Source organism: Pseudomonas sp. WC2401 (genome assembly GCF_041200115.1).
GTDB classification, from domain to species: Bacteria; Pseudomonadota; Gammaproteobacteria; order Pseudomonadales; family Pseudomonadaceae; genus Aquipseudomonas; species Aquipseudomonas fragi.
Window position 1 is genome coordinate 2,872,324 of the sequence record NZ_CP165623.1, and the last position, 22,278, is coordinate 2,894,601.

A 22,278-nucleotide genomic window follows, 5' to 3' on the forward strand; every position below is an offset into this window, starting at 1 on the left:
CGGCTCATGTGACATGAGCCGGGGCTTTTTTGTTAGCTTGCGGTCGCGGGCTGATCAGATACCGATATTGCCCAGGGTTTGCACGATGCTGCGCAGGGTAACGGCCAGAGTGGGGTGGTCGACCTCAAAGCGCTCAACCGCGAGGTTGACGTTGTCGGCCAGGCTGGAATCGTTGGTGGCCTTTTCGATATCGATCTGAGCCTGGATTTGTGTCGCGAGCTGGTTCAAATGCTCACGCTCTTCCTGGGTGAGCGGCGGATTCTGTTCCAGTTGCTCGCGCAAGGTGTTGAGTTGTTCTTGCAGGTCGCGGGCAGGCATAGCATTCATCCTTTATTGATAGGCTCTGGTGTAGACCTTCGAAGTGAACAAAAGGTCTGCAAGCGGGCTTCTAGATTAATCCACTCGCGCCCGAAGTGCATGATCTCTATCAAAATCCACTGTGGGTGATTTTTTGTCGTGCCGGCAGGTGGTTTTAAAAGAATCTGCAAGGGCGGGAACGTCTATCTTTAATACAAGTCTGTTTAGGCTATTGCTTGGGGGCTGCCTAAAAGACATTTCCCGTTATACTAATGGCCTGACTCAGGGCATAGCGCCCAAGTGTTGAGTAACTTCAGGGAGTTTTGCTATGCGCTGGACTGTTCGTCTCGCTCCATTGTTTATCTGTGCCGGTGTGACCATGATGCCTTTGGCAGCCAATGCCGCCACCGAGGATGACCCTTGGGAAGGTTTTAACCGGGTCGTGTTCAAATTCAACGACACCCTCGATACCTATGCCCTGAAGCCGATTGCCCAGGGCTATCAGTTCATCACTCCGCAGTTTCTGGAGGATGGCATCCACAACATGTACCGCAACGTCGGTGACGTGCGCAACCTGGCCAACAACGTGTTGCAGGTCAAGCCACACGCTGCGGGCGTGGATACCGCCCGTTTGCTGATGAACACCATTGTCGGTGTTGGCGGCTTCTTTGATGTGGGCACCAAGATGGGCCTGCAGCGCAACGACGAAGACTTTGGCCAGACCCTAGGCTACTGGGGCCTGAGCAGCGGCCCGTACCTGGTGCTGCCGCTGCTGGGCCCAAGTACCGTGCGTGACGCCTTGGGCATCTACCCGGACTCCTATGCCGAACCCTACCGCTACATGCATGACGTCTCGGCGCGCAACACTGTTGCCGGGATGAAAATCATCGATGCCCGCGCCAACCTGCTGTCTGCTGAAAAGCTGATCACCGGTGACAAGTACATTTTCATTCGCAATGCGTATCTGCAAAGCCGTGAATTCAAAGTCAAAGACGGGCAAGTTGTCGACGACTTCTGATTCGTTCGATGCCTCCTGAAAAAACGGCCCCTGGTGGCCGTTTTTTGCATTGTTGCAGTTGAGAAACACTCCGTTTAAGAAAGGCCGCAACCTAAGTTTTGGTTGCCGTAAACGTGGTTCTTATAACCCGCGGTAATTTAACGTGACGAACACCTCAGGCCGCCATCGGCCTGAGCTTGAAACCCCCCGCGGATGGGAGTACCGTCTGCGCCTTACACGGGCACCTTTGTAGGATCGAGCAATACAGTCGATTTGAATCAGGGATGTTCACAAGCCATTTCAGTTGTTGAGTTCGACGTTTGCGAACCTCAACGACAACCTAATTCTGGCGCCGTTTGCCCACATGCAAAAAACCAGTGCCACGCTGCTGATCATTGATGACGACGAAGTTGTACGCGCAAGTCTGGCGGCCTACCTCGAAGACAGCGGCTTCAGCGTCCTTCAGGCCAGCAATGGCGTGCAAGGCCTCCAGATGTTCGAGCAAGAGCAGCCAGATCTGATCATCTGTGACCTGCGCATGCCGCAAATGAGTGGTCTGGAGCTGATTCGCCAGGTTGCCCAGCGCTCGGCACAGACGCCGGTGATCGTCATCTCGGGTGCAGGGGTCATGAGCGATGTGGTCGAGGCCTTGCGCCTGGGCGCTGCCGACTACCTGATCAAGCCTCTGGAAGACCTTGCAGTGCTGGAGCACTCGGTTCACCGTGCCCTGGATCGTGCGCGCCTGCAGCTTGAGAACCAGCGCTATCGGGACAAGCTGGAGTCAGCCAACCGCGAACTGGAAGCCAGCCTGCATTTGCTGCAGGAAGACCAGAATGCCGGGCGGCAGGTGCAGATGAACATGCTGCCGGTCAGCCCCTGGACCACGGATGAGTTCAGCTTTGCGCACAAGATCATCCCGTCCCTGTACCTGTCTGGCGATTTTGTCGACTACTTCCGGGTTGACGAGCATCGTGTGGCCTTTTATCTGGCAGACGTTTCCGGGCACGGTGCCTCTTCGGCCTTTGTCACGGTACTGCTCAAGTTCATGACCACGCGCCTGCTGTTCGAGTCCAAGCGCAATGGCACCTTGCCTGAGTTCAAGCCTTCCGAAGTGCTTGGGCACATCAACCGTGGCCTGATCAACTGCAAGCTGGGCAAGCATGTGACGATGGTGGGCGGCGTGATCAATGAAGAAACCGGCGAACTGACCTACAGCATTGGCGGGCACTTGCCCTTGCCGGTGCTCTACACTCCAGACAGTGTCAGTTATCTGGAAGGGCGGGGGTTGCCCGTTGGCTTGTTCAACGAAGCCACCTACGAAGACCAGGTCCTGAAATTGCCGCAAACCTTCAGCCTGACGCTGATGTCGGACGGAATTCTGGATCTTTTGACCGAGCAGACACTCAAAGAGAAAGAAGCTGCTTTACCGCAATTGGTAAAAACAGCAGGCGGCAGCCTGGATGGCCTGCGCCGGGTGTTTGGATTAGCTACGCTAGGTGAGATGCCGGATGATATCGCCTTGTTGGTGTTGAGCAGGAACCTTAAATGAGTACCGGTAGAATTCAGTTCGCCGAACAGGATGGCACCTTCGTCCTGAAGTTTGTGGGTGAAGTGCGTCTGACCTTGTGTTCGGCACTGGATGCGACAATCGAGAGGATCTTCACGGCGCTGAACTTCAACGCCATCGTGATCGACCTCACCGAAACCCGCAGTATCGACAGCACCACCCTGGGCTTGCTGGCGAAACTGTCGATCCTGTCGCGGCAAAAAATCGGCCTGCTGCCGACGGTGGTCACCACCCACGAAGACATCACCCGCTTGCTGGAGTCGATGGGCTTCGACCAGGTGTTCAACATTATCGGCAAGCCGATTCCGTGCCCGGAGTGTCTGACCGACCTGCCTTCACAGGACCAGACCGAAGAGGTGGTGCGGGTGAAGGTACTGGAAGCGCACAAGATTCTGATGGGGCTCAACGACTCCAACCGTGAAGCTTTCCATGACCTGGTGAATGCCCTCGAGCGCCACTGATATCAGGTTGCAGCGGTCCTCGGCTGCGGGGCTTCGCACAGTTCGCGTAACTGGCCCAGCAGTAAATGGCCCGCATGGCTGAGGCCGGGCTGGGCATAGAGTGCCAGATACACCCCCTGAATGTCCGGCAGACCGCTACTGGCCTGCAGCACCTTGTGCTGCGGGCCGATTACCCGGGTTGGCAGCAAACTGATGCCCAGGCCCGCCGCCACGGCGGCGCAGACACTGGCCAAGCTGGCACTTGAGTAGTTGATGCGCCAGTGCCAGCCCGCCATCTCCAGATGATGCAGCATTTCATTGCGGTACAGCCCACCCACAGGAAAGGCCACCAGGGCCAGCGGGTCGCGACCAAAGGCCGGGGCTGAGCGGCTGTCGACCCAGCACATGGGTTCGGGCCAGCACGCTAGGCAATCGACGCCTTGCCCCATCTGCTTGACCAGCAACAGGTCGAACTCGCCTTGGCGATACACGCGCATCAGCTCCGGGCCCAGGCCGCAGGTGACTTCCAGGCGTACTCCGGGGTGCTCCAGGCCAAACCGGGAAAGGATCGGCATCAGGCGTTCGGCGGCAAAGTCTTCAGGCACGCCCAGGCGCAACACACCCTCGCTTTGCAGATCGACCAGCACCTCGCGGGCTTCTTCCTGGAGTGCCAGGATGCGCCGGGCATACGCCAGCAAGCGCTCACCCTCAGGGGTGGCCATTACCCGGCGCTGTTCACGGTCGAGCAGCTTGCAGCCAACGCTGTCTTCCAGGCGCCGTATCTGCTGGCTGACCGTGGACTGGGTCAGGTGCAGGCGTTGTGCCGCACGGGTGAAATTGGCGCAGTCGACGACGGCCACAAAACTGCGCAACAGGATGGGATCGAACATCGGTACCGCCATTCAGATTGCCACTGCAAGGCATGGTTATATTTAATTTCAGAATACCTGTGGGCCTGACCATACTGGCTTTTCATGCAATTGGTAAGAGGGCCTGACATGGGTTCGCGCTTATTTAAATATGTTCCGTTGACGGCTGGGCTGCTGCTCGTCGCGGGGGTGATGGCCAGCGACAAAACGCTGCTGACTGCCGTGAAAGACGGCGAGCTGGGCAGGGTGCAGCAACTGCTGGCGCAAGGTCCGGATCTCAATACCCGGGCGCTGGATGGCAGCAGTGCGCTGCTGCTGGCAACCCGCTCTAACCAGATCGATATCGCCAGGGCGTTGATCGAGGCGGGCGCCGACGTTAACCAGAAAAACCTGATCCAGGACAGCCCCTACCTGCTGGCAGGCGCCAGCGGGCACACTGAAATCCTCAAGATGACCCTGGCCCACGGTGCCGACCTGAAGAGTACCAACCGCTACGGCGGTACCGCCTTGATCCCTGCATGCGAGCGTGGCCATGTTGATACGGTGGCCGTGCTGATCGCTGCAGGCGTTGATCTGAACCATGTCAATCGCCTGGGCTGGACCTGCTTGATGGAAGCCATCGTGCTCTCCGACGGGGGCGCGCCCCATCAGCAGATTGTCAGCCAGTTGATTGCTGCCGGTGCTGACTTGAACCTGCCTGACAGCAATGGCTTGAGCCCGTTGCAGCAAGCGCAACAGCGCGGTCAGAGCGCGATTGCACAATTGCTGCGCGATGCTGGTGCCCACTGAATAGCGTTCTGGAGTTGCCATGAACAACGATGAGATTTACCTGCAACGTGCCGTGGAATTGGCCGCCAATAATGTCACCGCGGGGGGCCGGCCTTTTGCAGCGGTGCTGGTGCGGCACGATCAAGTGATTGTCGAGGCGGTCAACAGCATCCATATCCGCCAGGACCCGACCGCACACGCAGAAATGCTGGCGATCCGTGGTGCCAGCCAGCAACTGGGGGCGAGACTGGATGGCTGTGTGATCTACGCCAGTGGCCAGCCTTGCCCCATGTGCCTGGGCGCCATGTACCTGTGCGGTGTGTCGAGGGTGGTGTATGCCGCGACCAACCAGCAGGCTGAGCCCTTCGGGCTGTCTACCGCCGCGATCTACCAGCAGATGGCATTGCCCCTGAGTGACCAGCAGTTGCCTGTGCGGCATCTGCCGCAACCGGCCATGACGGCGATCTACCAGAACTGGAAGGCGTTGCATGTCCCTGGATAAAGGCACGCTACGAGTTGTTGCCCATTGGACCTTGCTGATTGTGCTTGGGCTTAACCTGCGCCCGCTGCTCAGTTCGATCAGCCCGTTGTTGCTGCAAATCCGTGCCGACACCGGCATGAGCTTTCAAGCCAGCGCCTGGTTGACCAGCCTGCCGGTGATTTGCATGGGCCTGGTGGCCTTGCTCGGGCTGCGCTTGCAAGCCCGTTTGGGCGAGCGTAATGGCGTGGCCCTGGGCTTGTGCATGATTGTGGCGGCCTGCCTGTGGCGTTTGTTTGCTCACCAGGGCGAAACCCTGATGGCCACGGCGTTGTTGGGCGGTGCCGGTATTGCGCTGATCCAGGCATTGGTACCGGCGCTGATCAAGCGCCAGTTCCAGCATCGCGTCGCCCTGGCGCTGGGCGTTTATAGCGCATCGCTGATGGCTGGCGGCGGTCTGGCTGCACTGGTCAGCCCGCAGGTTGCGGAGCATTTCAGCCACTGGCAGGCCGGGCTGGGGATGTGGCTGCTGCCGGCGCTTGTGGCGCTGCTGATGTGGTGGTTGCTGCCCTTTGCAGGCACGGCGCAGCCGGTGCAGGGGGTGTCGACCCGCGCGTGGTCCAGTCGCCGGGCGTGGTTACTGGCGCTGTACTTCGGGCTGGTGAACTGTGGCTATATGAGCATGGTCGCGTGGTTGCCAGCGTACTATTTGCAAATGGGCTGGAGTGCGACCCAAAGTGGCTCGCTACTGGCGTTCATGACTATTTTCCAGGTTATCGCCGCGCTGGTGATGCCGGCGCTGGCCCATCGCAGCAGCGATCGGCGTCCGCTATTGGCGATTAGCCTGGGGGCACAGGCCGTGGGTTATATCGGGCTGGTGCTGTGGCCGCTGGGTTCACCCCATGTGTGGGTGGCCTTGATCGGTTTTGGCCTGGGCGCCTGTTTTGCCCTGAGCCTGATTCTGGTCCTGGACCATTGCCGCAAACCCGCTGAAGCAGGGCAGCTTGCAGGTTTTGTGCAAGGGGCCGGGTTTTTGCTCAATGCCGTATCCCCGTGGATGACCGGCTGGCTGCGGGAACTGACGGGCAGTTTTGTCAGTGCCTGGTGGGTGTTGGTGGTAGCGGTTGTGTCGATGCTGGTGCTGACGCGGATCTTTAGCCCAGCGAGTAATAGCCGGGGGGTGTGAGTTGTGGCTGCATGTAGAGCAAACGCCCCCAATCCTCTCCCGTGAGAGGGGCGGGGCGAGGGGCTTTTAGCGTGGATCACCCAGCCAGGGAATATCCTGGCGCTGATAACGGTGCGCGCGAAAGATCGCGTTGTTTTCACCCGGCAGATAGGCTCTGGCTGCTGCATCGGGGTACGGGGCGAAGTAGGGGTTGATATATTCCCAGACCACGTCTCCCGTCGCGGTGATTTCAAACAGACGGCCAAAATTGGCTTCAGTCACCAGCGTATTGCCGTTGTGCAGGCGTTGCGCGCCACCCATGAACGGGCTGAAAAAGGCATAGCCCGGGGTATCGGCGTACTGCCACACGATCCGCTGGCTCAGTGGTTCTATTTCCACAATTCGCGAGTGCGGCATGCTGCTGTACGGGCGAGAAATGCCGTTGTCGAAGACCAGTACATTGCCATTTTCCAGCTCGCTCGGGCAGTGCTGTTGCGCAACCAGGTCATGGCCCAGGCGCCACAGCACCGCGCCGTTGTCGCGGGAAACGGCAATCACAGACGAAACGCTGCGCAAGCTGAGGATGACCTTGCCATCGCGGCCGGGCGAAACGGCGTTGGTCATGGGCCAGTGATAGCGTTCGAACGCATCATGCAGCGGGTAGTCTTCAGGGCGCAGATGTTCCCAACTGCGCCACTCCCAGACCACATGCCCCTGGCGGTCGACTTCCTTGACCACATCCCCATAAATAACCCCGCCCGGCGCCTCGCTGCCAGGAATGCCGCCCACTACGCGACTGGCCAGCTCCGGGCTCAATGGCGCGACAGTGGTGTAGAGCAGGTGGCCGTTGTCCAGCCATTGCGCATCGTGATGGTGCAACAGGTCAGTGTGCTCCCAGACCACTTCGCCGTCAGGGGTGACCTCGCTGAAGGCCCCGCCATGCCAGACCGACCAGCCCGGGAACAGATCAGGGGATTCAGGGTGGTTGCCGTTGTAGCCCAGGTTGCCGTTGCGCAGTATCACCGCGTCGCGGCCGGGGCGTTGGGGCAGCTTCCAGCGGTGGACAATTTCGCCGTCCAGGTCGATCAGCAATACATTGCCATCGGCCGTTTGCGGGGCGAACAGCGTGTAGCCACCGGCGCTGCGGGAATGATCGACGCCGATCAGGCCGGTCTTCTGGCGTTTGAGGGTGGTGCTGTGCAGTTTTGACATGGTGTGACTCCCGCAAGGTTCCACTGGCATTGTGAGCAGCAGGGGAGCATTGTCGGGCGCCCCTGTGTGTGGAATCGAGTATGTCGAGGCAAACCGTGGCGCTCCATGCCAAACACCCCTCTTTTGCTGCCATGCCGCGCACGGTGGTGGTGCTGGCGTTCGATGAGCTGTTGCTGCTCAACGCGGCGGGACCGCTGGAGGTGTTCGCCGCCATACCCCGGCTGTTGGGTGGCGCTTTTGCCAGTCATCCGCCTTATCGGCTGGTGCTTGTATCACCGGCAGGAGGCCAGATCACGTCGGTTTCCGGGATCAGCGTCAATACACTGTCCCTGGAGCAGCTCGACCGCCAGGCGCCAGTGATCGACACCCTGATAGTGGCTGGCGGGCCGGGTGTGTCAGCACTTGAAGCCAGCGCGCATGTCTGCAGCTGGTTACGCAGCCGCGCCGCGCATATACGCAGGCTGTGCTCCATAGGTACAGGCACCTTCGCCCTGGCCGCAGCCGGCCTGCTCGATGGGCGCAAGGTGGTGACCCACTGGAAATTTGCCGCAGAATTGCAAGCCCGCTACCCGGCGCTGCAGTGCCAGAGCGAAGGGTTGTACCTGCACGACGCCAACCTCTGGACGTGTGCGGGGGCCGCTGCCGGTATTGACCTGGCGCTGGGGCTGGTGGAGCAGGATCTCGGCGCCCATGCCGCCCTGGAGCTGGCGCGCTATTTCACCGTTTTCCTCTGGCGTTCGGCCAAACAGCCCCAGCTCAGTGCGTCGCTCAATGCCCAGTCCCGGGCCCTGCGGACCGACCCGGACGTGCGTCTGGTGCGCCTGCATGGGTGGATTGCGGCCAACCTGCAAAGCGATCTGCGGGTGGAGAAACTGGCGGAGCAATTTGGCATGAGTCCGCGCCATTTTGCCCGTGCCTATGTGGCCACTACCGGACATACCCCCGCCCAGGCAGTAGAGTTGTTGCGCCTTGATGCCGCATGTCAGTTGCTGAAAAACACGAGCGAGCCGATCAAGCGGATTGCCGAAACTGCAGGGTTTGGTCGGGAGGAGCGCATGCGGCGCGTGTTTCACAAGCAGTTGGGCATCAGCCCGCACGCCTACCGAAACCAGAGCCCATGCGCTGTGCTGCCAGACTGATCTCAGGGCTGCACGGATACCGGGCCTGACGCCTGGCCAACGCCCTTGTGATGGGCCAGCACCCTATTGATCAAGGCCCGGGTCACCTTGGGCAGTGCCTGCAGATCACGCACCAGAATGCTGCGTTCGCGCACCCGCCAGGGCTCGTCCAGTTCGATCACCGACAGGCCCATGGTCTGTTGATGGCGATGGGCCGAAGACTCCGGCAGGATGGCAATGCCCACCCCGGCTTCGACCATGCGGCACATGGCCTCGAAGCTGTAGACCTTGATGCGCATGTTCAAGGTCTTGCCGTGCAGGGCGACCTGTTCATGCAAAAAGCGCAGCAGGGTCGTGCCTTCGTGCAGGCCGATATGGGGATACGCCAGGGTGTCGGCCAGTTTGATCGACTTGCAGCGGGCCAAGGGGTGATCGAGGGGAGTGACCAGGATCAACTGGTCGGTGCTGAAGTGGATGACCTGCAGGCTATCGGCTTCGACCGGGCCGGCAATGATGCCCATATCCGTTGAGCCATCCATGACCCCGCGGACGATATCGCGGCTCAGGCGCTCTTGCAGGTCCACTGTGACACCGGGGCGTTCGGCCAGGAAACCGGCCAGGATTTCCGGCAAGAATTCGCTGGCCGCCGTGGTGTTGGCGAAGATCTTGATATGCCCGGACGCCTCGGTGTCGTACTCGGTGAACTCGCTTTTCATGTAGTCCACCTGGCGCATGATCACCCGTGCATGCTGCAGAAACAGCTCACCGGCAGGGGTCAGTTCAACGCCGCGGCTGTCGCGGTAGAGCAGGCGGCTGGCGAGGTTTTCTTCCAGGCTCTTGATCCGCGCACTGGCCGCTGCCGGTGAGATAAACGCTTTGCGCGCACCCTGGGTGAGGCTGGGGGATTCGGCGATATGAATAAACAGGCGCAGGTCGACAAGATCAAAATGCATATTGGATTTCCACTGGTTGGGGCGTTAACCAAAACCGAACGCCCCCTTACCGAATCGCAGATTCACAGATCGCCCGGCTTTTGGCAATCATGGCCAAAATAACAAGCCACGGGGCAATCACCGATGAGCGATAACGCACTTAGCGACTGGATCGGCCGCACTGAAGAAATCCATGACCATCTGAGCCAGAATCTGGTCACCCGTATCGCCGCCACTTTTGGCGAGAAGGTGCCGCAGGCCGGGGAGCCTTTGCCGGCGTTGTGGCAGTGGTGTTTTTTTCAGCCCGCAATTGCGCAGGATGGCCTCGGCGGTGACGGGCATCCGGCCCGGGGCGGTTTTTTGCCACCCGCCGATAACCGCAACCGCATGTGGGCAGGCGGGCGTGTCGAGTTTTACGCGCCACTCAGGGTGGACGCCCGGGCGACACGTATTTCCACGATTCTCGATGTGCGGGAAAAGCTCGGTAAAACCGGTTCGTTGCTGTTCGTCACGGTCCAGCATGACTATCTGCAGGACGGCCAGTTGGCCATTCGCGAAGAGCAGGACATCGTCTACCGCGAACCCACGCCGCCCAAGCTGGCAGGTGGCGAGCCCATGCCCACGGGTATCTGGCAGGAGTCGATCACCCCCAGCCCGACCTTGCTGTTCCGCTATTCGGCCGTGACCTTCAATGGCCACCGCATCCACTACGACTGGCCCTATGCGACCGACACCGAAGGCTATCCGGGCCTGGTGGTACACGGGCCGCTGATGGCCACCCTGAGCCTGCGCGCTTTCTGCCGCGCCAATCCCCAGGCCCAGGTGCGGCGCTTTGCCTATCGCGGCGTGCGGCCACTGATTGCGCCCCATCCTTTTGTGGTGCGCGGGCGTGTCGTGGCGGCGGGCAAGGCCGAGCTGTGGGTGGGCAATTCAGAGGGCATCGCCCAGCAGGGCGAAGTGAGCTTCGACTAATAACTCCAATAAGGATCTGTAATGAATCCGTATCTGAACGAAGACTACAACGCCATTCGCGAGGGTGTGCGCGCCCTGTGTGCGGAGTTTCCGGCCGAGTACTGGCGCCGGATTGACGAAGCCAAGGGCTTCCCTGAGGCCTTTGTGACCGCCATGACCGAGGCCGGCTGGTTGTCGGCGATGATCCCGGAGCAATACGGCGGTTCGGGCCTGGGCCTGGCCGAGGCCTCGGTGATTCTGGAGGAAGTGAACCACTGTGGCGGCAACTCCGGCACCGTGCATGGGCAGATGTACAACATGTTCACTTTGCTGCGTCATGGCAGCGAAGCACAAAAAAGCTACTACCTGCCCCGGCTGGCCAGCGGTGAGCTGCGTTTGCAGTCGATGGGGGTGACCGAGCCGACTACGGGCACTGACACCACCAAAATCAAGACCACCGCTGTGCGCCAGGGTGACAAGTATGTGATCAACGGCCAGAAAGTGTGGATCTCGCGGGTGCAGCATTCCGACCTGATGATCCTGCTGGCCCGCACCACGCCGTTGGCCGATGTGCAGAAAAAAGTCGACGGCATGTCGATCTTCCTGGTGGATTTGCGCGAAGCCATCGGTAATGGCCTGACCGTGCAGCCGATTGCCAATATGGTCAATCACGAGACCAACGAGCTGTTTTTCGACAACCTCGAAATCCCTGCCAGCAGCCTGATCGGCGAAGAGGGCAAAGGCTTTCGCTATATCCTCGACGGGCTCAATGCCGAACGTACGCTGATCGCCGCCGAATGCATCGGCGATGGCCGCTGGTTCAATGAAAAGTCCGCGCAGTACGCCCGTGATCGCGTGGTGTTTGGTCGCCCGATCGGGCAGAACCAGGGCGTACAGTTTCCTATTGCGCAAGCTCATATCGAGCTGGAGGCCGCCGACCTGATGCGCTGGCGCGCCTGTGAAGAGTATGACAGCGGCGGCAAGGCCGGAGCCGCAGCCAATATGGCCAAGTACCTGGCGGCCAAGGCCAGCTGGGAGGCCGCCAACGCCTGCCTGCAAACCCACGGCGGCTTCGGCTTTGCCAATGAATACGACGTCGAGCGCAAGTTCCGCGAGACCCGTCTGTATCAGGTGGCGCCCATTTCCACCAACCTGATCCTGTCTTATGTGGCCGAGCATCTGCTTGAGTTGCCGCGTTCCTTCTAAACCGGTTCTGCCTGTCGACATTGATGGAGAAGGCTACATGAGTCAGCACACACAAGCGCTCACCGGGTTCCTGGCCAGCCTGCATGACCAGCAGTTGCCCGAAGCGGTGATCAGCCGTACCGAAGATCTGTTTCTCGACTGGTTGGGCTCGGCCCTGGCCAGTCAGGGCGCACAGCCGATCCCGCTGTTCGAGCGCTACGCCGCGAAGATGGGCCCGGCCAGCGGCTCTGCCGGGATTCTGGTCAATGGTCAAACCACCTCGGCGTATTTTGCCGCGCTGGTCAATGGCGCCAGCTCCCATCTGGTGGAGCAGGACGACCTGCACAACAGCTCGGTGCTGCACCCGGCGACGGTGGTGTTTCCAGCGGTGCTGGCGGCAGCACAGGACCTGGGCAAAACCGGCCGCGAGCTGATCCTCGCCGCTGTCGCCGGTTATGAGGCGGGCATTCGCATTGGCGAATTTCTTGGCCGCTCGCATTACCGCATTTTTCACACAACGGCCACGGTCGGCACCCTGGCGGCCGCGGTGGCCGTTGGCAAACTGATGGATTTCAACCAGCAGCAGTTCACCCATTTACTGGGCAGCGCCGGTACCCAGGCGGCGGGCTTGTGGGAGTTTCTGCGTGACGCGGCAGACTCCAAGCAGCTGCATACCGCCAAGGCCGCGGCCGATGGTTTGCTGGCGGCGTACATGACAGCCGAAGGGCTGACCGGGGCGAAGAATATCCTTGAAGGCGAGCAAGGCATGGCTGCCGGCATGTCCAGTGATGCCAACCCGGCTTGCCTGTCCGATCGCCTGGGCAGCCGCTGGGCGTTGACGGAAACTTCATTCAAGTTTCACGCCTCGTGCCGCCACACCCACCCGGCGGCCGATGCGCTGCTGGCATTGATGCAGCGCGAGGGCCTGGGTGCAGCAGACATTGCCAGCGTCACCACCCGGGTGCATCAGGGCGCCATCGATGTATTGGGTCGCGTAGAGGTGCCGCAGAGTGTGCACCAGGCCAAGTTCTCCATGGGCACCGTGCTGGGCCTGATCGCCGTTTATGGCAAGGCCGGGTTGCCCGAATTTCATCAGCATGCCCTGACCGATCCGCGCATCAGCGACTTTCGCGACAAGGTGCGCATGCAACTGGACGAGGAAGTCGACAGTGCCTATCCGCAGCGCTGGCTGGGCCGGGTAACGGTGACCACGGTGCAGGGCACTACCTTGCACGGGAGCATCGACGAACCCAAGGGCGACCCGGGCAATACCCTCAGCCGCGCCGAACTGGAAGACAAGTTTCGCCGCCTGCTGGCTTTCTCGGGGGCGCGCAGCAACGAGCAAGCGAGCGGGCTGGTCGAGCGGGTCTGGAACCTGCGCCATCTCGACAACTTGAGTGTGCTGACGCGCACCGGGAGCCCATCATGAGCGCCACTGCACACAAACCGCGGCCACTGGACGGCATTACCGTGGTCAGTCTGGAACACGCCATTGCCGCGCCGTTTTGCACTCGCCAGCTGGCTGACCTGGGGGCGCGGGTGATCAAGATCGAACGCCCGGGTACCGGCGATTTCGCCCGCGCCTATGACGAGCGGGTCAATGGCCTGGCTTCGCACTTTGTGTGGACCAACCGCTCCAAGGAAAGCCTGACCCTTGACGTCAAGCAGCAGGAGGCTGCGGCTGTGCTCGACAAGCTGCTGGCCAGCGCCGACGTACTGGTGCAGAACCTGGCGCCGGGGGCGACAGAGCGCATGGGGCTGTCTTTTGAAACCCTGCACAAGCGCTTTCCACGCTTGATCGTCTGCGATATCTCCGGCTACGGCGAGGGCGGGCCTTATGAGCAGAAAAAAGCCTATGACCTGCTGATCCAGAGCGAAGGCGGCTTTCTGTCCGTGACCGGCGGGCCCGGGGAAAACGACATGACCAAGGCCGGCTGCTCGATTGCCGACATCGCCGCCGGCATGTACGCCTATACCGGTGTGCTCTCGGCCTTGCTGCTGCGGGACAAGACCGGCGAGGGCAGCCGTATCGATGTGTCGATGCTGGAAAGCCTGGTGGAGTGGATGAACTACCCGCTGTATTACGCCTACGACGGTGCCGCGCCGCCTCCGCGAGCCGGCGCCGCCCACGCCACCATCTACCCCTACGGACCGTTCCCTGCCGGCGACGGCGGCACGGTGATGCTCGGCCTGCAGAACGAGCGCGAATGGCAGCAATTTTGCCACAAGGTGTTGCTGCAACCAGACCTGGCGAGTAACCCGAGCTTTAATGCCAATGCGCGGCGCTCCGAGAACCGTAGCGAGTTGCGGACCATTATCGTGCAAGCCTTTGCCAGGATGAGCGCCGATGAGGTGATTGCCCGGCTCGACGGGGCAGCGATAGCCAATGCCCATGTCAACGATATGGCCGGTGTGTGGGCTCATCCGCAACTGGCTGCCCGCGCACGCTGGCGTGAGGTGGACAGCCCGGCGGGCAAGTTGCCAGCGCTTTTGCCACCGGGGCGCAACACGGCTTTCGAGCCTCGTATGGATGCAGTGCCCGACCTGGGCGAGCACACCGACAGGCTGCTGGGTGAACTGGGTTATGGCGCGGATGCGATCCAGCGTTTGCATCAACAAGGAGCGGTTTAAGGCATGGAGCACAGTGATGGATAACCCCCCGATTCGTTCAGCGTTGTTTGTCCCGGCCACTCGTCCCGAGCGGATACCCAAGGCGCTGGAAAGCGCTGCCGATGCGGTGATCGTCGATCTGGAAGACGCCGTAGCCGAACCCCTCAAGGCCCAGGCGCGGGCCAATCTGGATGCCTTTCTTGATGCCAACCCCGAGGCCCGGGTACTGGTCCGCATCAATGCGCCACAGCACGAGCAGCAGGCGCTGGACCTTCAGTTATGCCGTCGCCAGCCCGGCGTGGTGGCGGTCTTGCTGCCCAAGGCCGAAAGCGCTGCGCAGGTCGAACTGGCGACGGCATGCGGCAAGCCGGTGTGGCCGATCATCGAAAGCGCCAGGGGCCTGCTTGAATTGCCGGCCATTGCCGCAGCCCGCGGTGTTGAACGTTTGAGCTTCGGTGCGCTGGACCTGGGCCTGGATCTGGGCCTGGCCAGCGGCACCGAGGCTGCGCAGCGCATCCTTGATCAGGCGCGCTACGCCATTTTGCTGCACAGCATCCTGGCGCAACTGGCGCCGCCGCTGGATAGCGTGTTCGCGGACATCAAAAACATTGACGGCATGCGCCAAATGGCCGCCGATGCCCGGGACATGGGCTTTGGCGGCCTGCTCTGCATTCACCCGAGCCAGGTGGCATTGATTCACGGCGCCTATATGCCTCGCCCGGAAGAAGTGGACTGGGCTCGCCGGGTGCTGGATGCCGTTGCATCCGGGGGCGGGGTGTTTGTGGTCGACGGGCAGATGGTCGACGCCCCGGTGATCGGCCTTGCCCGGCGGGTATTGCGCCGGGCCGGTCTGGCGCCGGCCTGAGGTCGGGCGAACAGGTTCAAACGCACTACAGGCAACACCAGGCACTACCAAATCAATAACAACAAGAGGTATGTACCCATGTTCAAGCACACCCTCAAGGCTCTGGCCTGCGCACTTCCCTTATTCGCAGGTTTGGCGAGCGCTGCCGACCCCATCAGCATCAAGTTCGCCCACGTTGTCGCCGAGCACACGCCCAAGGGGCAGGGCGCGTTGATGTTCAAGAAACTGGCCGAGGAACGTCTGCCGGGGCAGGTCAAGGTCGAGGTCTATCCGAACTCCTCGCTGTTTGGTGACGGCAAGGAAATGGAAGCGCTGCTGCTCGGAGACGTACAACTGCTGGCGCCGTCGCTGGCCAAGTTCGAGCATTACTCCAGGCCGATCCAGATCTTCGACCTGCCCTTTCTGTTTACCGATATCAATGCACTCGACCGCTTCCAGCAAAGCCCGCAAGGCCAGGCGCTGCTCAAGTCGATGGAAGGCAAGGGGATTACCGGGCTTGGTTACTGGCACAACGGGATGAAGCAATTGTCCGCCAACAAGGCGCTGTACGAGCCCAAGGATGCGCGTGGCCTGAAGTTCCGCGTACAAGCTTCTGCGGTGCTGGATGAACAGTTCAAGGCCCTGCGTGCGGCGCCGCGCAAGATGAGCTTTGCCGAGGTATATCAGGGCTTGCAGACCGGTGTGGTCAATGGCACCGAAAACACCTGGTCGAACTACGAAAGCCAGAATGTGTATGAGGTGCAGAAGTTTTTCACCGAGTCCAACCATGGCGCCATCGACTACATGGTGATCACCAACACCAAGTTCTGGAATGGCCTGCCTGAAGAGGTGCGCAAAACCCTGGACGAAGTCATGGCCGAGGTCACCGTGGAGGTGAACAAGCAGGCCGAGGCGCTGAACCAGACCTCCCGTCAGCGCATTGCCGATTCCGGCAACAGCGAAATTATCACCTTGACCCCGGAGCAGCGCGAGTTGTGGCGTGAAGCCATGCGCCCGGTGTGGAAGAAGTTCGAGAGCGATATCGGTCCTGATGTGATCGCCGCCGCCGAGCAGGCCAACCAGGACAGCTAAGCACCTTATTGTTGCTGGCGGCCCCGGACGGTGCCGCCAGCGGTGCCTATTGTCGCTTTGCGATCGCTCTTTCAAGGGAGATAACCCATGCACGCAGCCGTTCGTGTCTGGAATCACGCGGAAGAAATGCTGGTGGCGTTCCTGCTTGCAGGCATGACCCTGGTTACATTTGCGTATGTGGTATTCAACAACCTCTACGGGATTTTCTATTCATTGGGGGATTCGCTGCCGTTCGCCAACGAGGCCATGCTCGGCATCGGCGACAGCATTCTTTACGTCGCCCAGGAAATGACCTGGAGTGTGGCGCTGACCAAGGCCATGTTTGGCTGGCTGATTTTCGTCGGCCTGGCCTGGGGCGTGCGCATTGGTGCGCATATCGGTGTCGACTTGCTGGTGCGCCAGTTCAAGCCTGCCAACCAGCGGCGGGTGGCCTTGCTCGCCGTGGCCATTTGCCTGGGTTATTGCGTGCTCATGGCGTACTCCAGCGAGCAGTGGGTAGCCACCTTGTATGCCGTGGGCACCAGCGCTGAAGACCTGGATCGCTTTGGTATCAAGCAATGGCAGATCGTAATGATCGTGCCGATCGGTTTTACCCTGATGTTCGTGCGTTTCCTGCAGATTTTTATCCGCATCATCCAGGGCAAGCAGCAAGGCCTGGGCTTGCACAGTGAAGTGGATGACGCCGTCAAACTGGCGGAGAACGACCAGCAGGGGACTCCAAAATGACCATTGCCTTCCTTTTTGTCGCCCTGTTCGTGCTGATGTTTGTCGGCATCCCGGTGGCGATATCCCTGGGTTTGTCCGGGGCCATGACCATCCTGTTTTTCAGTAACGACTCGGTGCGTTCACTGGCGATCAAGCTGTTTGAAACCAGCGAGCACTACACATTGCTGGCGATCCCGTTCTTTCTGCTGTCGGGTGCATTTATGACCAGCGGCGGCGTGGCTCGGCGCCTGATCGATTTCGCCAACGCCTGCGTCGGCCATATCAAGGGAGGCCTGGCCATCGCCGCAATCCTGGCCTGCATGCTGTTTGCGGCGCTGAGTGGCTCTTCACCGGCCACCGTGGCGGCAGTGGGCTCGATCGTGATTGCCGGCATGGTGCGTTCTGGCTACAAGCAGGATTTTGCCGCCGGTATCGTGTGTAACGCCGGTACCCTGGGCATCCTGATACCGCCGTCGATCGTCATGGTGGTGTATGCCACTGCCACCGAAACCTCGGTGGGCAAGCTGTTTATGGCCGGTGTTGTGCCGGGCCTGTTGCTGGGGCTGGTATTGATGGTGACCATCTACATCATGGCGCGGGTGAAAGACATGCCCTCGCTGCCTCGCGCTTCGTTCAAGGAAATCGTCACTGCAGGGCGCCGGGCCGGTTGGGGGTTGATGCTGATTGTGATCATCCTTGGCGGCATTTACTCGGGCATGTTCACACCGACTGAAGCGGCTGCCGTGGCGGCGGTTTATGCGGCATTCGTGGCGATCTTTATCTACAAGGACATGACCATTCGTGAATGCCCGAAGGTGATTGTCGAGGCGGGCAAACTGAGTGTGGTGCTGATGTTTATCATCGCCAACGCCATGCTTTTTGCCCATGTGCTGACCACTGAACAGATCCCGCAGTCGATCACCGCCTGGGTGGTGGAGCAGGGCTTTACCCCGATTGAGTTCCTGTTGGTGGTCAATATCGTGTTGCTGGTTGCCGGTACTTTTATGGAGCCTTCGGCAATCATCCTGATTCTGGCGCCGATCCTGTTCCCCATTGCCATGCAACTGGGCATTGATCCGATCCACCTGGGCATCATCATGGTGGTGAATATGGAGATCGGCCTGATCACGCCACCCACCGGGCTTAACCTGTTTGTCACCTCGGCGGTGACGGGCATGCCGCTGACTCGCGTGGTGCGTGCGGTGTCGCCTTGGTTGCTGGTGATGCTGGCGTTCCTGGTGCTGGTGACCTATGTGCCATTTGTGTCGTTGGCGTTGCCGAACTGGTTGGGGATGTAGAGGCGGGCGGTCTGTCAGGTAGAACGAGTTGCTTGCATCGCAGGCAAGCCAGCTCCCACAGGTTGTGTGTCGCCTTGCAGTGAACAGTGTGGGGGCGAACAGTGTGGGAGCGGGCTTGCTCGCGATGCGGGCGGCGCGGTCTGTCAGTTAAACCGAGGTGCTGCCAGCCAGCGCCCACAGGTCTGCGACAGGTTGTAGCGGGCCAACCGGTTAGCTTGGCACCTTGCCAAGTCAGTCGGTTGGACCGGGGCGCCTGCTCATTGGGGCAGGCGCCGCTCGGGGAGGTATACTCGTGCGCCTCGCAACCCACCCAACTCATCTGTATCGGAATTCCCCATGAGCAGTTCTCTTTCCATAACGCCTGCGCGCAAGCCGATTGCGCCGCTGGTGGCCTTTGTCTTGCTGGTGCTGGGCGCCGTGTTTCTGCAAAACAGTGTCGGTTCGCGCCAGGTGCTGTTGCTGATTGTTGGCGCAGCACTGGGCCTTACCCTTTACCACGCGGCATTCGGTTTTACCTCGGCCTGGCGGGTCTTTATCAATGATCGCCGTGGCGCAGGCTTGCGCGCGCAAATGGTGATGCTGGCTGTGGCCGTGGTGCTGTTTTTCCCGGCGTTGGGCGCGGGCACCCTGTTTGGTCAGCCGGTGGTCGGGCTGGTGGCGCCGATCGGGGTGTCGGTGGTGTTCGGTGCGTTTATTTTCGGCATCGGCATGCAACTGGGCGGCGGCTGTGCCTCAGGCACCCTGTTTACCGTGGGCGGCGGCAATGCGCGCATGCTGGTGACCCTGTTTTTCTTTATCTGCGGATCATTGATTGCCACCCAGCATGTTGACTGGTGGTTTGCCCTGCCTGCGTTTCCAGCGACCTCTATCGTCAAAAGCCTCGGCGTGGTTCCTGCCTTGCTGTTGAGCCTGGCCGTGTTCGCGATCATCGCCGCGGTGACTGTGCGCCTGGAGAAATCCCGGCACGGTACCCTTGAAGCAGGCGTGACCAGTGAGCATCAGGGCCTGCGACGCTTTTTGCGTGGGCCGTGGCCATTGGTGTGGGGGGCGATTGGCCTCGCGCTGCTCAACTACGCCACGCTGGCCCTGGCCGGGCGGCCGTGGGGCATTACCTCGGCGTTCGCGCTATGGGGCGCCAAGGCGGCCAGCGGGCTGGGGGTTGATGTCAGCAGTTGGGGGTTCTGGCAGATGCCGGGCAATGCCAAGGCACTGGCCGCGCCGGTGTGGGAAGACATCACCAGCGTGATGGACATTGGTATTGTTCTCGGTGCGCTGTTGGCCGCAGGTCTGGCCGGGCGTTTTGCCCCCAGCCTGAATATTCCGCTGCGCTCGCTGCTGGCGGCGGTGATTGGTGGTTTGCTGCTCGGCTATGGTTCGCGTCTGGCCTATGGCTGCAATATTGGCGCGTACTTCAGCGGCATCGCTTCGGGCAGCCTGCATGGCTGGGTATGGCTGGTGGCGGCGTTTATCGGCAACAGTGTGGGCGTGCGCCTGCGGCCGTTGTTCTTTGCCGGCGAGCGGCCACAGGTGGCGTTGAGCGGCTGCTGAATATTCCGGGCAGGGGCTGCCTGATGGACTGCAGCCCCTTTTGGATCAGCGGCGATAATCGCGGTGATGGTTGTCGTAGCGCTGGTGCATGGCCCGGTCATGGCGGCGGCGCTCGGCTTCACGGCGGGCTTGCTCGCGGCGCCATTGATCGCGACGCCAGTTTTCCCTGCGTCGCTCGTCCCGGCGCGCTTGCCAGCGGTTGTCGTAGCGGTGGTGGTCGTCACGGGCAAGCAGGGGCGCGGGTTGTTCACCGACCAGCGCTGGCCAGGGGTTGGCTACCGCCGCTTCAAGGGCTGCAGGTTGAGTGGCAAAAGCCGCGGGCAAGGCTTTTGTCGGTGTAGCAGATGCCGAGCCCATTGCCGCAAACGCGAACAGGCTCAAAAGCACCATCCGTGGGGCGTGGAATTTCATGAGCGAAGATAACCTCTGAATATCATTCGAATGTGTGGCTCTCTGCTGCGCAACGCCGCGTGGGGCGCGCTTGCCGGGCAGATAAGCGTATTCACATAGACAGGTAAACCGGGAAAAGTTCGATAGCCTGTTGCTTGCATGCACCCGCCAGCAGGCATCGGCTTTCACCACAGCACCATAAAAAACGGCGCCTGAGCGCCGTTTTGCCAAGGTTATTGCTGCCTAGTGCTCTTGCTCGAAGCTTTTTTTACGCAGGGCCGGAGCCTGTTCAGGATGCTCGTCGGACTCGACTACGGGGACTTCCTTGCCATTGCAGTCAAACAGCTTGCCATCGCGAAACACATCGCCATCGTTGAGGCAGCTGATATCCCGTGAACGCAGGATACGGTCGCTGGCGGCGACGAATACCGACTGCTGGTCGGAGTTGCCGGCCCGCAGATGGTTGAACAGCAGGTTGAGCAGGATGGCCATGATTGCGGCCGAGCTGATGCCGGAGTGGAAGATGGTCTCGAACCAGGTCGGGAAGTGCTGGTAAAAGTTGGGTGCGGCAATCGGGATCATGCCGAAACCGATCGATGTGGCGACGATGATCAGGTTCATGTTGTTGCGATAGTCCACCTGGGCCAGGGTGCGGATGCCACTGGCTGCGACGGTGCCAAACAGCACCAGGCCAGCACCGCCCAGCACGGCAGTCGGCACGGCGGCGACCAGGCGCCCCATCACCGGCAGCAGTCCCAGGGTTACCAGGATCAGCCCGCCGGTGGCCACCACATAGCGGCTCTTGATTCCGGTCACGGCGACCAGGCCAACGTTCTGCGCAAAGGCGCTCTGGGTGAAGGAGCCAAACAGCGGCGCCAGTGCACTGGAAATCATGTCGGCGCGCAGACCATTGCCAAGGCGTTTGGCGTCGACCTTGGTTTCGATGATCTCGCCCACCGCGAGGATATCGGCGGAGGTCTCGACCATGGTCACGATAATCACGATCAGCATCGACAGAATGGCAGCGAGGCGGAACTCGGGCATGCCGAAGTGCAGTACTTCGGGCAATGCCACCAGCGGGCCTTCCAGCACCCGGGAGAAGTCGGTCATGCCAACGGCGCTCGCCACCAGTGTGCCGATAACGATTGCCAGCAGAATCGACAGGCGCGAGATACTGGCGCTGCCCAGCTTGCTGAGCAGCAGCACGAGCACCAGGGTGATTGCCGCCAGGCCAATATTGGCCATGCTGCCGAACTCAGGTGACTGACTGTTGCCGCCCATGGCCCAGCGTGCCGTGACCGGCATCAGGGTCAGACCGATGGTGGTGATGACAATACCCGTCACCAGGGGCGGAAAGTACTTGGTGATGCTGGAAAACAGCGGGGTGATCAGCAGGCCGATCACGGAAGCCACGATCACCGCCCCGAACACCACCGGCAGGCCTCCTGCGCCGTCACCGCCAATGATGGCGACCATGGTGGAGACACCGGCGAAGGACACCCCCTGCACCAGCGGCAGGCGACAGCCAAAGAAAGGGATGCCCAGTGTCTGCAACAGTGTGGCCAGGCCACCGGCGAACAGCGAAGCGGCGATCAACAGGCCAACGTCGGCCGATGAGAGGCCGGCTGCCTGGCCAATGATCAGGGGCACCGCAATGATGCCCCCATACATTGTCAGGACGTGCTGCAGGCCGTAGGCCAGGTTGGCGCCAGTACCGAGGTTTTCGTCTTCTGGACGAGGGGAAGCGGTAGAAGTCATGGTGAGTAGCTCGCTTTTGTTATTTTAGATGCGTCTAACAGCACGTTTTCAGTT

The 22,278-nt window shown here is 60.8% G+C and carries 22 protein-coding genes; 16 read left to right on the top strand and 6 right to left on the bottom strand.

Features of this window, described 5'->3' with window-relative positions; genetic code table 11:
- Positions 1-54: 54 nt before the first annotated feature.
- Entirely contained in the window at positions 55-318 is a 264-nt protein-coding gene (locus tag AB3G35_RS13135; RefSeq protein ID WP_016780598.1) for a DUF4404 family protein, read from the bottom strand.
- Between the two features lie 307 nt (positions 319-625).
- Between AB3G35_RS13135 and AB3G35_RS13140 the strand changes: the two genes are divergently transcribed.
- From AB3G35_RS13140 to rssC, 3 genes are all read left to right on the top strand, one after another.
- On the top strand, positions 626-1,315 hold the full coding sequence (locus AB3G35_RS13140; RefSeq protein ID WP_086796475.1) for a VacJ family lipoprotein: 690 nt from the start codon (positions 626-628) through the stop codon (positions 1,313-1,315).
- Between the two features lie 343 nt (positions 1,316-1,658).
- The gene (gene rssB / locus AB3G35_RS13145) at positions 1,659-2,843 is read left to right on the top strand and encodes a two-component system response regulator RssB (RefSeq protein ID WP_029611369.1); all 1,185 of its coding nucleotides are present in this window, start codon (positions 1,659-1,661) and stop codon (positions 2,841-2,843) included.
- Positions 2,840-3,322 (top strand): anti-sigma factor antagonist RssC, encoded by a 483-nt coding sequence (rssC, locus tag AB3G35_RS13150; protein WP_016780601.1) that lies wholly within the window; start codon positions 2,840-2,842, stop codon positions 3,320-3,322. Before rssB ends, rssC begins: the two co-directional genes overlap by 4 nt.
- Positions 3,323-3,324: 2 nt before the next feature.
- Here the strand turns inward: rssC and AB3G35_RS13155 are convergent, their stop codons facing one another.
- Positions 3,325-4,191 (bottom strand): LysR family transcriptional regulator, encoded by an 867-nt coding sequence (locus tag AB3G35_RS13155; RefSeq protein WP_029611370.1) that lies wholly within the window; start codon positions 4,189-4,191, stop codon positions 3,325-3,327.
- 108 nt (positions 4,192-4,299) lie between these two features.
- Between AB3G35_RS13155 and AB3G35_RS13160 the strand changes: the two genes are divergently transcribed.
- Genes AB3G35_RS13160 through AB3G35_RS13170 form a run of 3 tightly spaced genes read left to right on the top strand, consistent with a single transcriptional unit; the run spans position 4,300 to position 6,602 of the window.
- On the top strand, positions 4,300-4,959 hold the full coding sequence (locus tag AB3G35_RS13160; RefSeq protein ID WP_369781582.1) for an ankyrin repeat domain-containing protein: 660 nt from the start codon (positions 4,300-4,302) through the stop codon (positions 4,957-4,959).
- 19 nt (positions 4,960-4,978) lie between these two features.
- Positions 4,979-5,440: a nucleoside deaminase gene (locus AB3G35_RS13165; RefSeq protein ID WP_369781583.1), complete on the top strand. Its 462-nt coding sequence runs from the start codon at positions 4,979-4,981 to the stop codon at positions 5,438-5,440.
- Positions 5,427-6,602 (top strand): CynX/NimT family MFS transporter, encoded by a 1,176-nt coding sequence (locus AB3G35_RS13170; protein ID WP_369781584.1) that lies wholly within the window; start codon positions 5,427-5,429, stop codon positions 6,600-6,602. The genes AB3G35_RS13165 and AB3G35_RS13170 overlap by 14 nt, the downstream gene beginning before the upstream one ends.
- 66 nt (positions 6,603-6,668) lie before the next feature.
- Here the strand turns inward: AB3G35_RS13170 and AB3G35_RS13175 are convergent, their stop codons facing one another.
- Positions 6,669-7,793 carry an aryl-sulfate sulfotransferase gene (locus AB3G35_RS13175; RefSeq protein ID WP_369781585.1) on the bottom strand — a complete coding sequence of 375 codons (1,125 nt, stop codon included), beginning with the start codon at positions 7,791-7,793 and terminating at the stop codon, positions 6,669-6,671.
- 80 nt (positions 7,794-7,873) lie between these two features.
- Here AB3G35_RS13175 and AB3G35_RS13180 point away from each other — a divergent pair, with 80 nt between their 5' ends.
- On the top strand, positions 7,874-8,932 hold the full coding sequence (locus AB3G35_RS13180; RefSeq protein ID WP_095041080.1) for a GlxA family transcriptional regulator: 1,059 nt from the start codon (positions 7,874-7,876) through the stop codon (positions 8,930-8,932).
- 2 nt (positions 8,933-8,934) lie between these two features.
- On the opposite strand, the gene AB3G35_RS13185 is transcribed toward AB3G35_RS13180, so the two are convergent.
- Complete coding sequence (locus tag AB3G35_RS13185) at positions 8,935-9,864, bottom strand: LysR family transcriptional regulator (protein ID WP_016780609.1); 930 nt, start codon at positions 9,862-9,864, stop codon at positions 8,935-8,937.
- A 123-nt stretch (positions 9,865-9,987) separates the two neighbouring features.
- Here AB3G35_RS13185 and AB3G35_RS13190 point away from each other — a divergent pair, with 123 nt between their 5' ends.
- The 9 genes from AB3G35_RS13190 to AB3G35_RS13230 all read left to right on the top strand — a co-directional run bounded on the left by AB3G35_RS13190 (position 9,988) and on the right by AB3G35_RS13230 (position 20,076).
- Positions 9,988-10,815 (top strand): MaoC family dehydratase N-terminal domain-containing protein, encoded by an 828-nt coding sequence (locus AB3G35_RS13190; RefSeq protein WP_369781586.1) that lies wholly within the window; start codon positions 9,988-9,990, stop codon positions 10,813-10,815.
- Positions 10,816-10,836: 21 nt separating this feature from the next.
- Positions 10,837-12,000, top strand: coding sequence for an acyl-CoA dehydrogenase family protein (locus tag AB3G35_RS13195; protein ID WP_095041078.1), 1,164 nt, complete (start codon positions 10,837-10,839; stop codon positions 11,998-12,000).
- A 37-nt stretch (positions 12,001-12,037) separates the two neighbouring features.
- Positions 12,038-13,408: an MmgE/PrpD family protein gene (locus AB3G35_RS13200; RefSeq protein ID WP_369781587.1), complete on the top strand. Its 1,371-nt coding sequence runs from the start codon at positions 12,038-12,040 to the stop codon at positions 13,406-13,408.
- Positions 13,405-14,610 (top strand): CaiB/BaiF CoA transferase family protein, encoded by a 1,206-nt coding sequence (locus AB3G35_RS13205; protein ID WP_369781588.1) that lies wholly within the window; start codon positions 13,405-13,407, stop codon positions 14,608-14,610. Before AB3G35_RS13200 ends, AB3G35_RS13205 begins: the two co-directional genes overlap by 4 nt.
- A gap of 16 nt (positions 14,611-14,626) precedes the next feature.
- Positions 14,627-15,454, top strand: a complete 828-nt coding sequence (locus AB3G35_RS13210) for a CoA ester lyase (RefSeq protein WP_369781589.1) — start codon at positions 14,627-14,629, stop codon at positions 15,452-15,454.
- Between the two features lie 78 nt (positions 15,455-15,532).
- Entirely contained in the window at positions 15,533-16,525 is a 993-nt protein-coding gene (locus AB3G35_RS13215; RefSeq protein WP_369781590.1) for a TRAP transporter substrate-binding protein, read from the top strand.
- Between the two features lie 87 nt (positions 16,526-16,612).
- Entirely contained in the window at positions 16,613-17,251 is a 639-nt protein-coding gene (locus AB3G35_RS13220; protein ID WP_086796503.1) for a TRAP transporter small permease, read from the top strand.
- A complete protein-coding gene (gene dctM, locus AB3G35_RS13225) occupies positions 17,248-18,528 on the top strand; it encodes a C4-dicarboxylate TRAP transporter large permease protein DctM (RefSeq protein WP_016780617.1) in 1,281 nt (426 codons plus the stop codon). The genes AB3G35_RS13220 and dctM overlap by 4 nt, the downstream gene beginning before the upstream one ends.
- Positions 18,529-18,864: 336 nt before the next feature.
- Positions 18,865-20,076, top strand: a complete 1,212-nt coding sequence (locus AB3G35_RS13230) for a YeeE/YedE family protein (RefSeq protein ID WP_169845599.1) — start codon at positions 18,865-18,867, stop codon at positions 20,074-20,076.
- A gap of 45 nt (positions 20,077-20,121) precedes the next feature.
- Here AB3G35_RS13230 and AB3G35_RS13235 read toward each other — a convergent pair whose 3' ends face one another.
- The gene (locus AB3G35_RS13235) at positions 20,122-20,487 is read right to left on the bottom strand and encodes a hypothetical protein (protein ID WP_203304093.1); all 366 of its coding nucleotides are present in this window, start codon (positions 20,485-20,487) and stop codon (positions 20,122-20,124) included.
- 222 nt (positions 20,488-20,709) lie between these two features.
- Positions 20,710-22,224, bottom strand: coding sequence for a nucleobase:cation symporter-2 family protein (locus AB3G35_RS13240; protein ID WP_134050679.1), 1,515 nt, complete (start codon positions 22,222-22,224; stop codon positions 20,710-20,712).
- Between the last annotated feature and the right edge of the window lie 54 nt (positions 22,225-22,278).

What these genes read in the sequence shown, in the direction of transcription:
- AB3G35_RS13155 (WP_029611370.1), bottom strand. Translation starts at nt 4,191, where the DNA reads ATGTTCGATCCCATCCTGTTGCGCAGTTTTGTGGCCGTCGTCGACTGC.
- AB3G35_RS13170 (WP_369781584.1), top strand. Translation starts at nt 5,427, where the DNA reads ATGTCCCTGGATAAAGGCACGCTACGAGTTGTTGCCCATTGGACCTTG.
- AB3G35_RS13175 (WP_369781585.1), bottom strand. Translation starts at nt 7,793, where the DNA reads ATGTCAAAACTGCACAGCACCACCCTCAAACGCCAGAAGACCGGCCTG.
- dctM (WP_016780617.1), top strand. Translation starts at nt 17,248, where the DNA reads ATGACCATTGCCTTCCTTTTTGTCGCCCTGTTCGTGCTGATGTTTGTC.
- AB3G35_RS13205 (WP_369781588.1), top strand. Translation starts at nt 13,405, where the DNA reads ATGAGCGCCACTGCACACAAACCGCGGCCACTGGACGGCATTACCGTG.
- AB3G35_RS13180 (WP_095041080.1), top strand. Translation starts at nt 7,874, where the DNA reads ATGTCGAGGCAAACCGTGGCGCTCCATGCCAAACACCCCTCTTTTGCT.
- AB3G35_RS13195 (WP_095041078.1), top strand. Translation starts at nt 10,837, where the DNA reads ATGAATCCGTATCTGAACGAAGACTACAACGCCATTCGCGAGGGTGTG.
- AB3G35_RS13200 (WP_369781587.1), top strand. Translation starts at nt 12,038, where the DNA reads ATGAGTCAGCACACACAAGCGCTCACCGGGTTCCTGGCCAGCCTGCAT.
- AB3G35_RS13160 (WP_369781582.1), top strand. Translation starts at nt 4,300, where the DNA reads ATGGGTTCGCGCTTATTTAAATATGTTCCGTTGACGGCTGGGCTGCTG.
- AB3G35_RS13210 (WP_369781589.1), top strand. Translation starts at nt 14,627, where the DNA reads ATGGATAACCCCCCGATTCGTTCAGCGTTGTTTGTCCCGGCCACTCGT.
- AB3G35_RS13165 (WP_369781583.1), top strand. Translation starts at nt 4,979, where the DNA reads ATGAACAACGATGAGATTTACCTGCAACGTGCCGTGGAATTGGCCGCC.
- AB3G35_RS13220 (WP_086796503.1), top strand. Translation starts at nt 16,613, where the DNA reads ATGCACGCAGCCGTTCGTGTCTGGAATCACGCGGAAGAAATGCTGGTG.
- rssC (WP_016780601.1), top strand. Translation starts at nt 2,840, where the DNA reads ATGAGTACCGGTAGAATTCAGTTCGCCGAACAGGATGGCACCTTCGTC.
- AB3G35_RS13240 (WP_134050679.1), bottom strand. Translation starts at nt 22,224, where the DNA reads ATGACTTCTACCGCTTCCCCTCGTCCAGAAGACGAAAACCTCGGTACT.
- AB3G35_RS13135 (WP_016780598.1), bottom strand. Translation starts at nt 318, where the DNA reads ATGCCTGCCCGCGACCTGCAAGAACAACTCAACACCTTGCGCGAGCAA.
- rssB (WP_029611369.1), top strand. Translation starts at nt 1,659, where the DNA reads ATGCAAAAAACCAGTGCCACGCTGCTGATCATTGATGACGACGAAGTT.
- AB3G35_RS13140 (WP_086796475.1), top strand. Translation starts at nt 626, where the DNA reads ATGCGCTGGACTGTTCGTCTCGCTCCATTGTTTATCTGTGCCGGTGTG.
- AB3G35_RS13215 (WP_369781590.1), top strand. Translation starts at nt 15,533, where the DNA reads ATGTTCAAGCACACCCTCAAGGCTCTGGCCTGCGCACTTCCCTTATTC.
- AB3G35_RS13235 (WP_203304093.1), bottom strand. Translation starts at nt 20,487, where the DNA reads ATGAAATTCCACGCCCCACGGATGGTGCTTTTGAGCCTGTTCGCGTTT.
- AB3G35_RS13185 (WP_016780609.1), bottom strand. Translation starts at nt 9,864, where the DNA reads ATGCATTTTGATCTTGTCGACCTGCGCCTGTTTATTCATATCGCCGAA.
- AB3G35_RS13230 (WP_169845599.1), top strand. Translation starts at nt 18,865, where the DNA reads ATGAGCAGTTCTCTTTCCATAACGCCTGCGCGCAAGCCGATTGCGCCG.
- AB3G35_RS13190 (WP_369781586.1), top strand. Translation starts at nt 9,988, where the DNA reads ATGAGCGATAACGCACTTAGCGACTGGATCGGCCGCACTGAAGAAATC.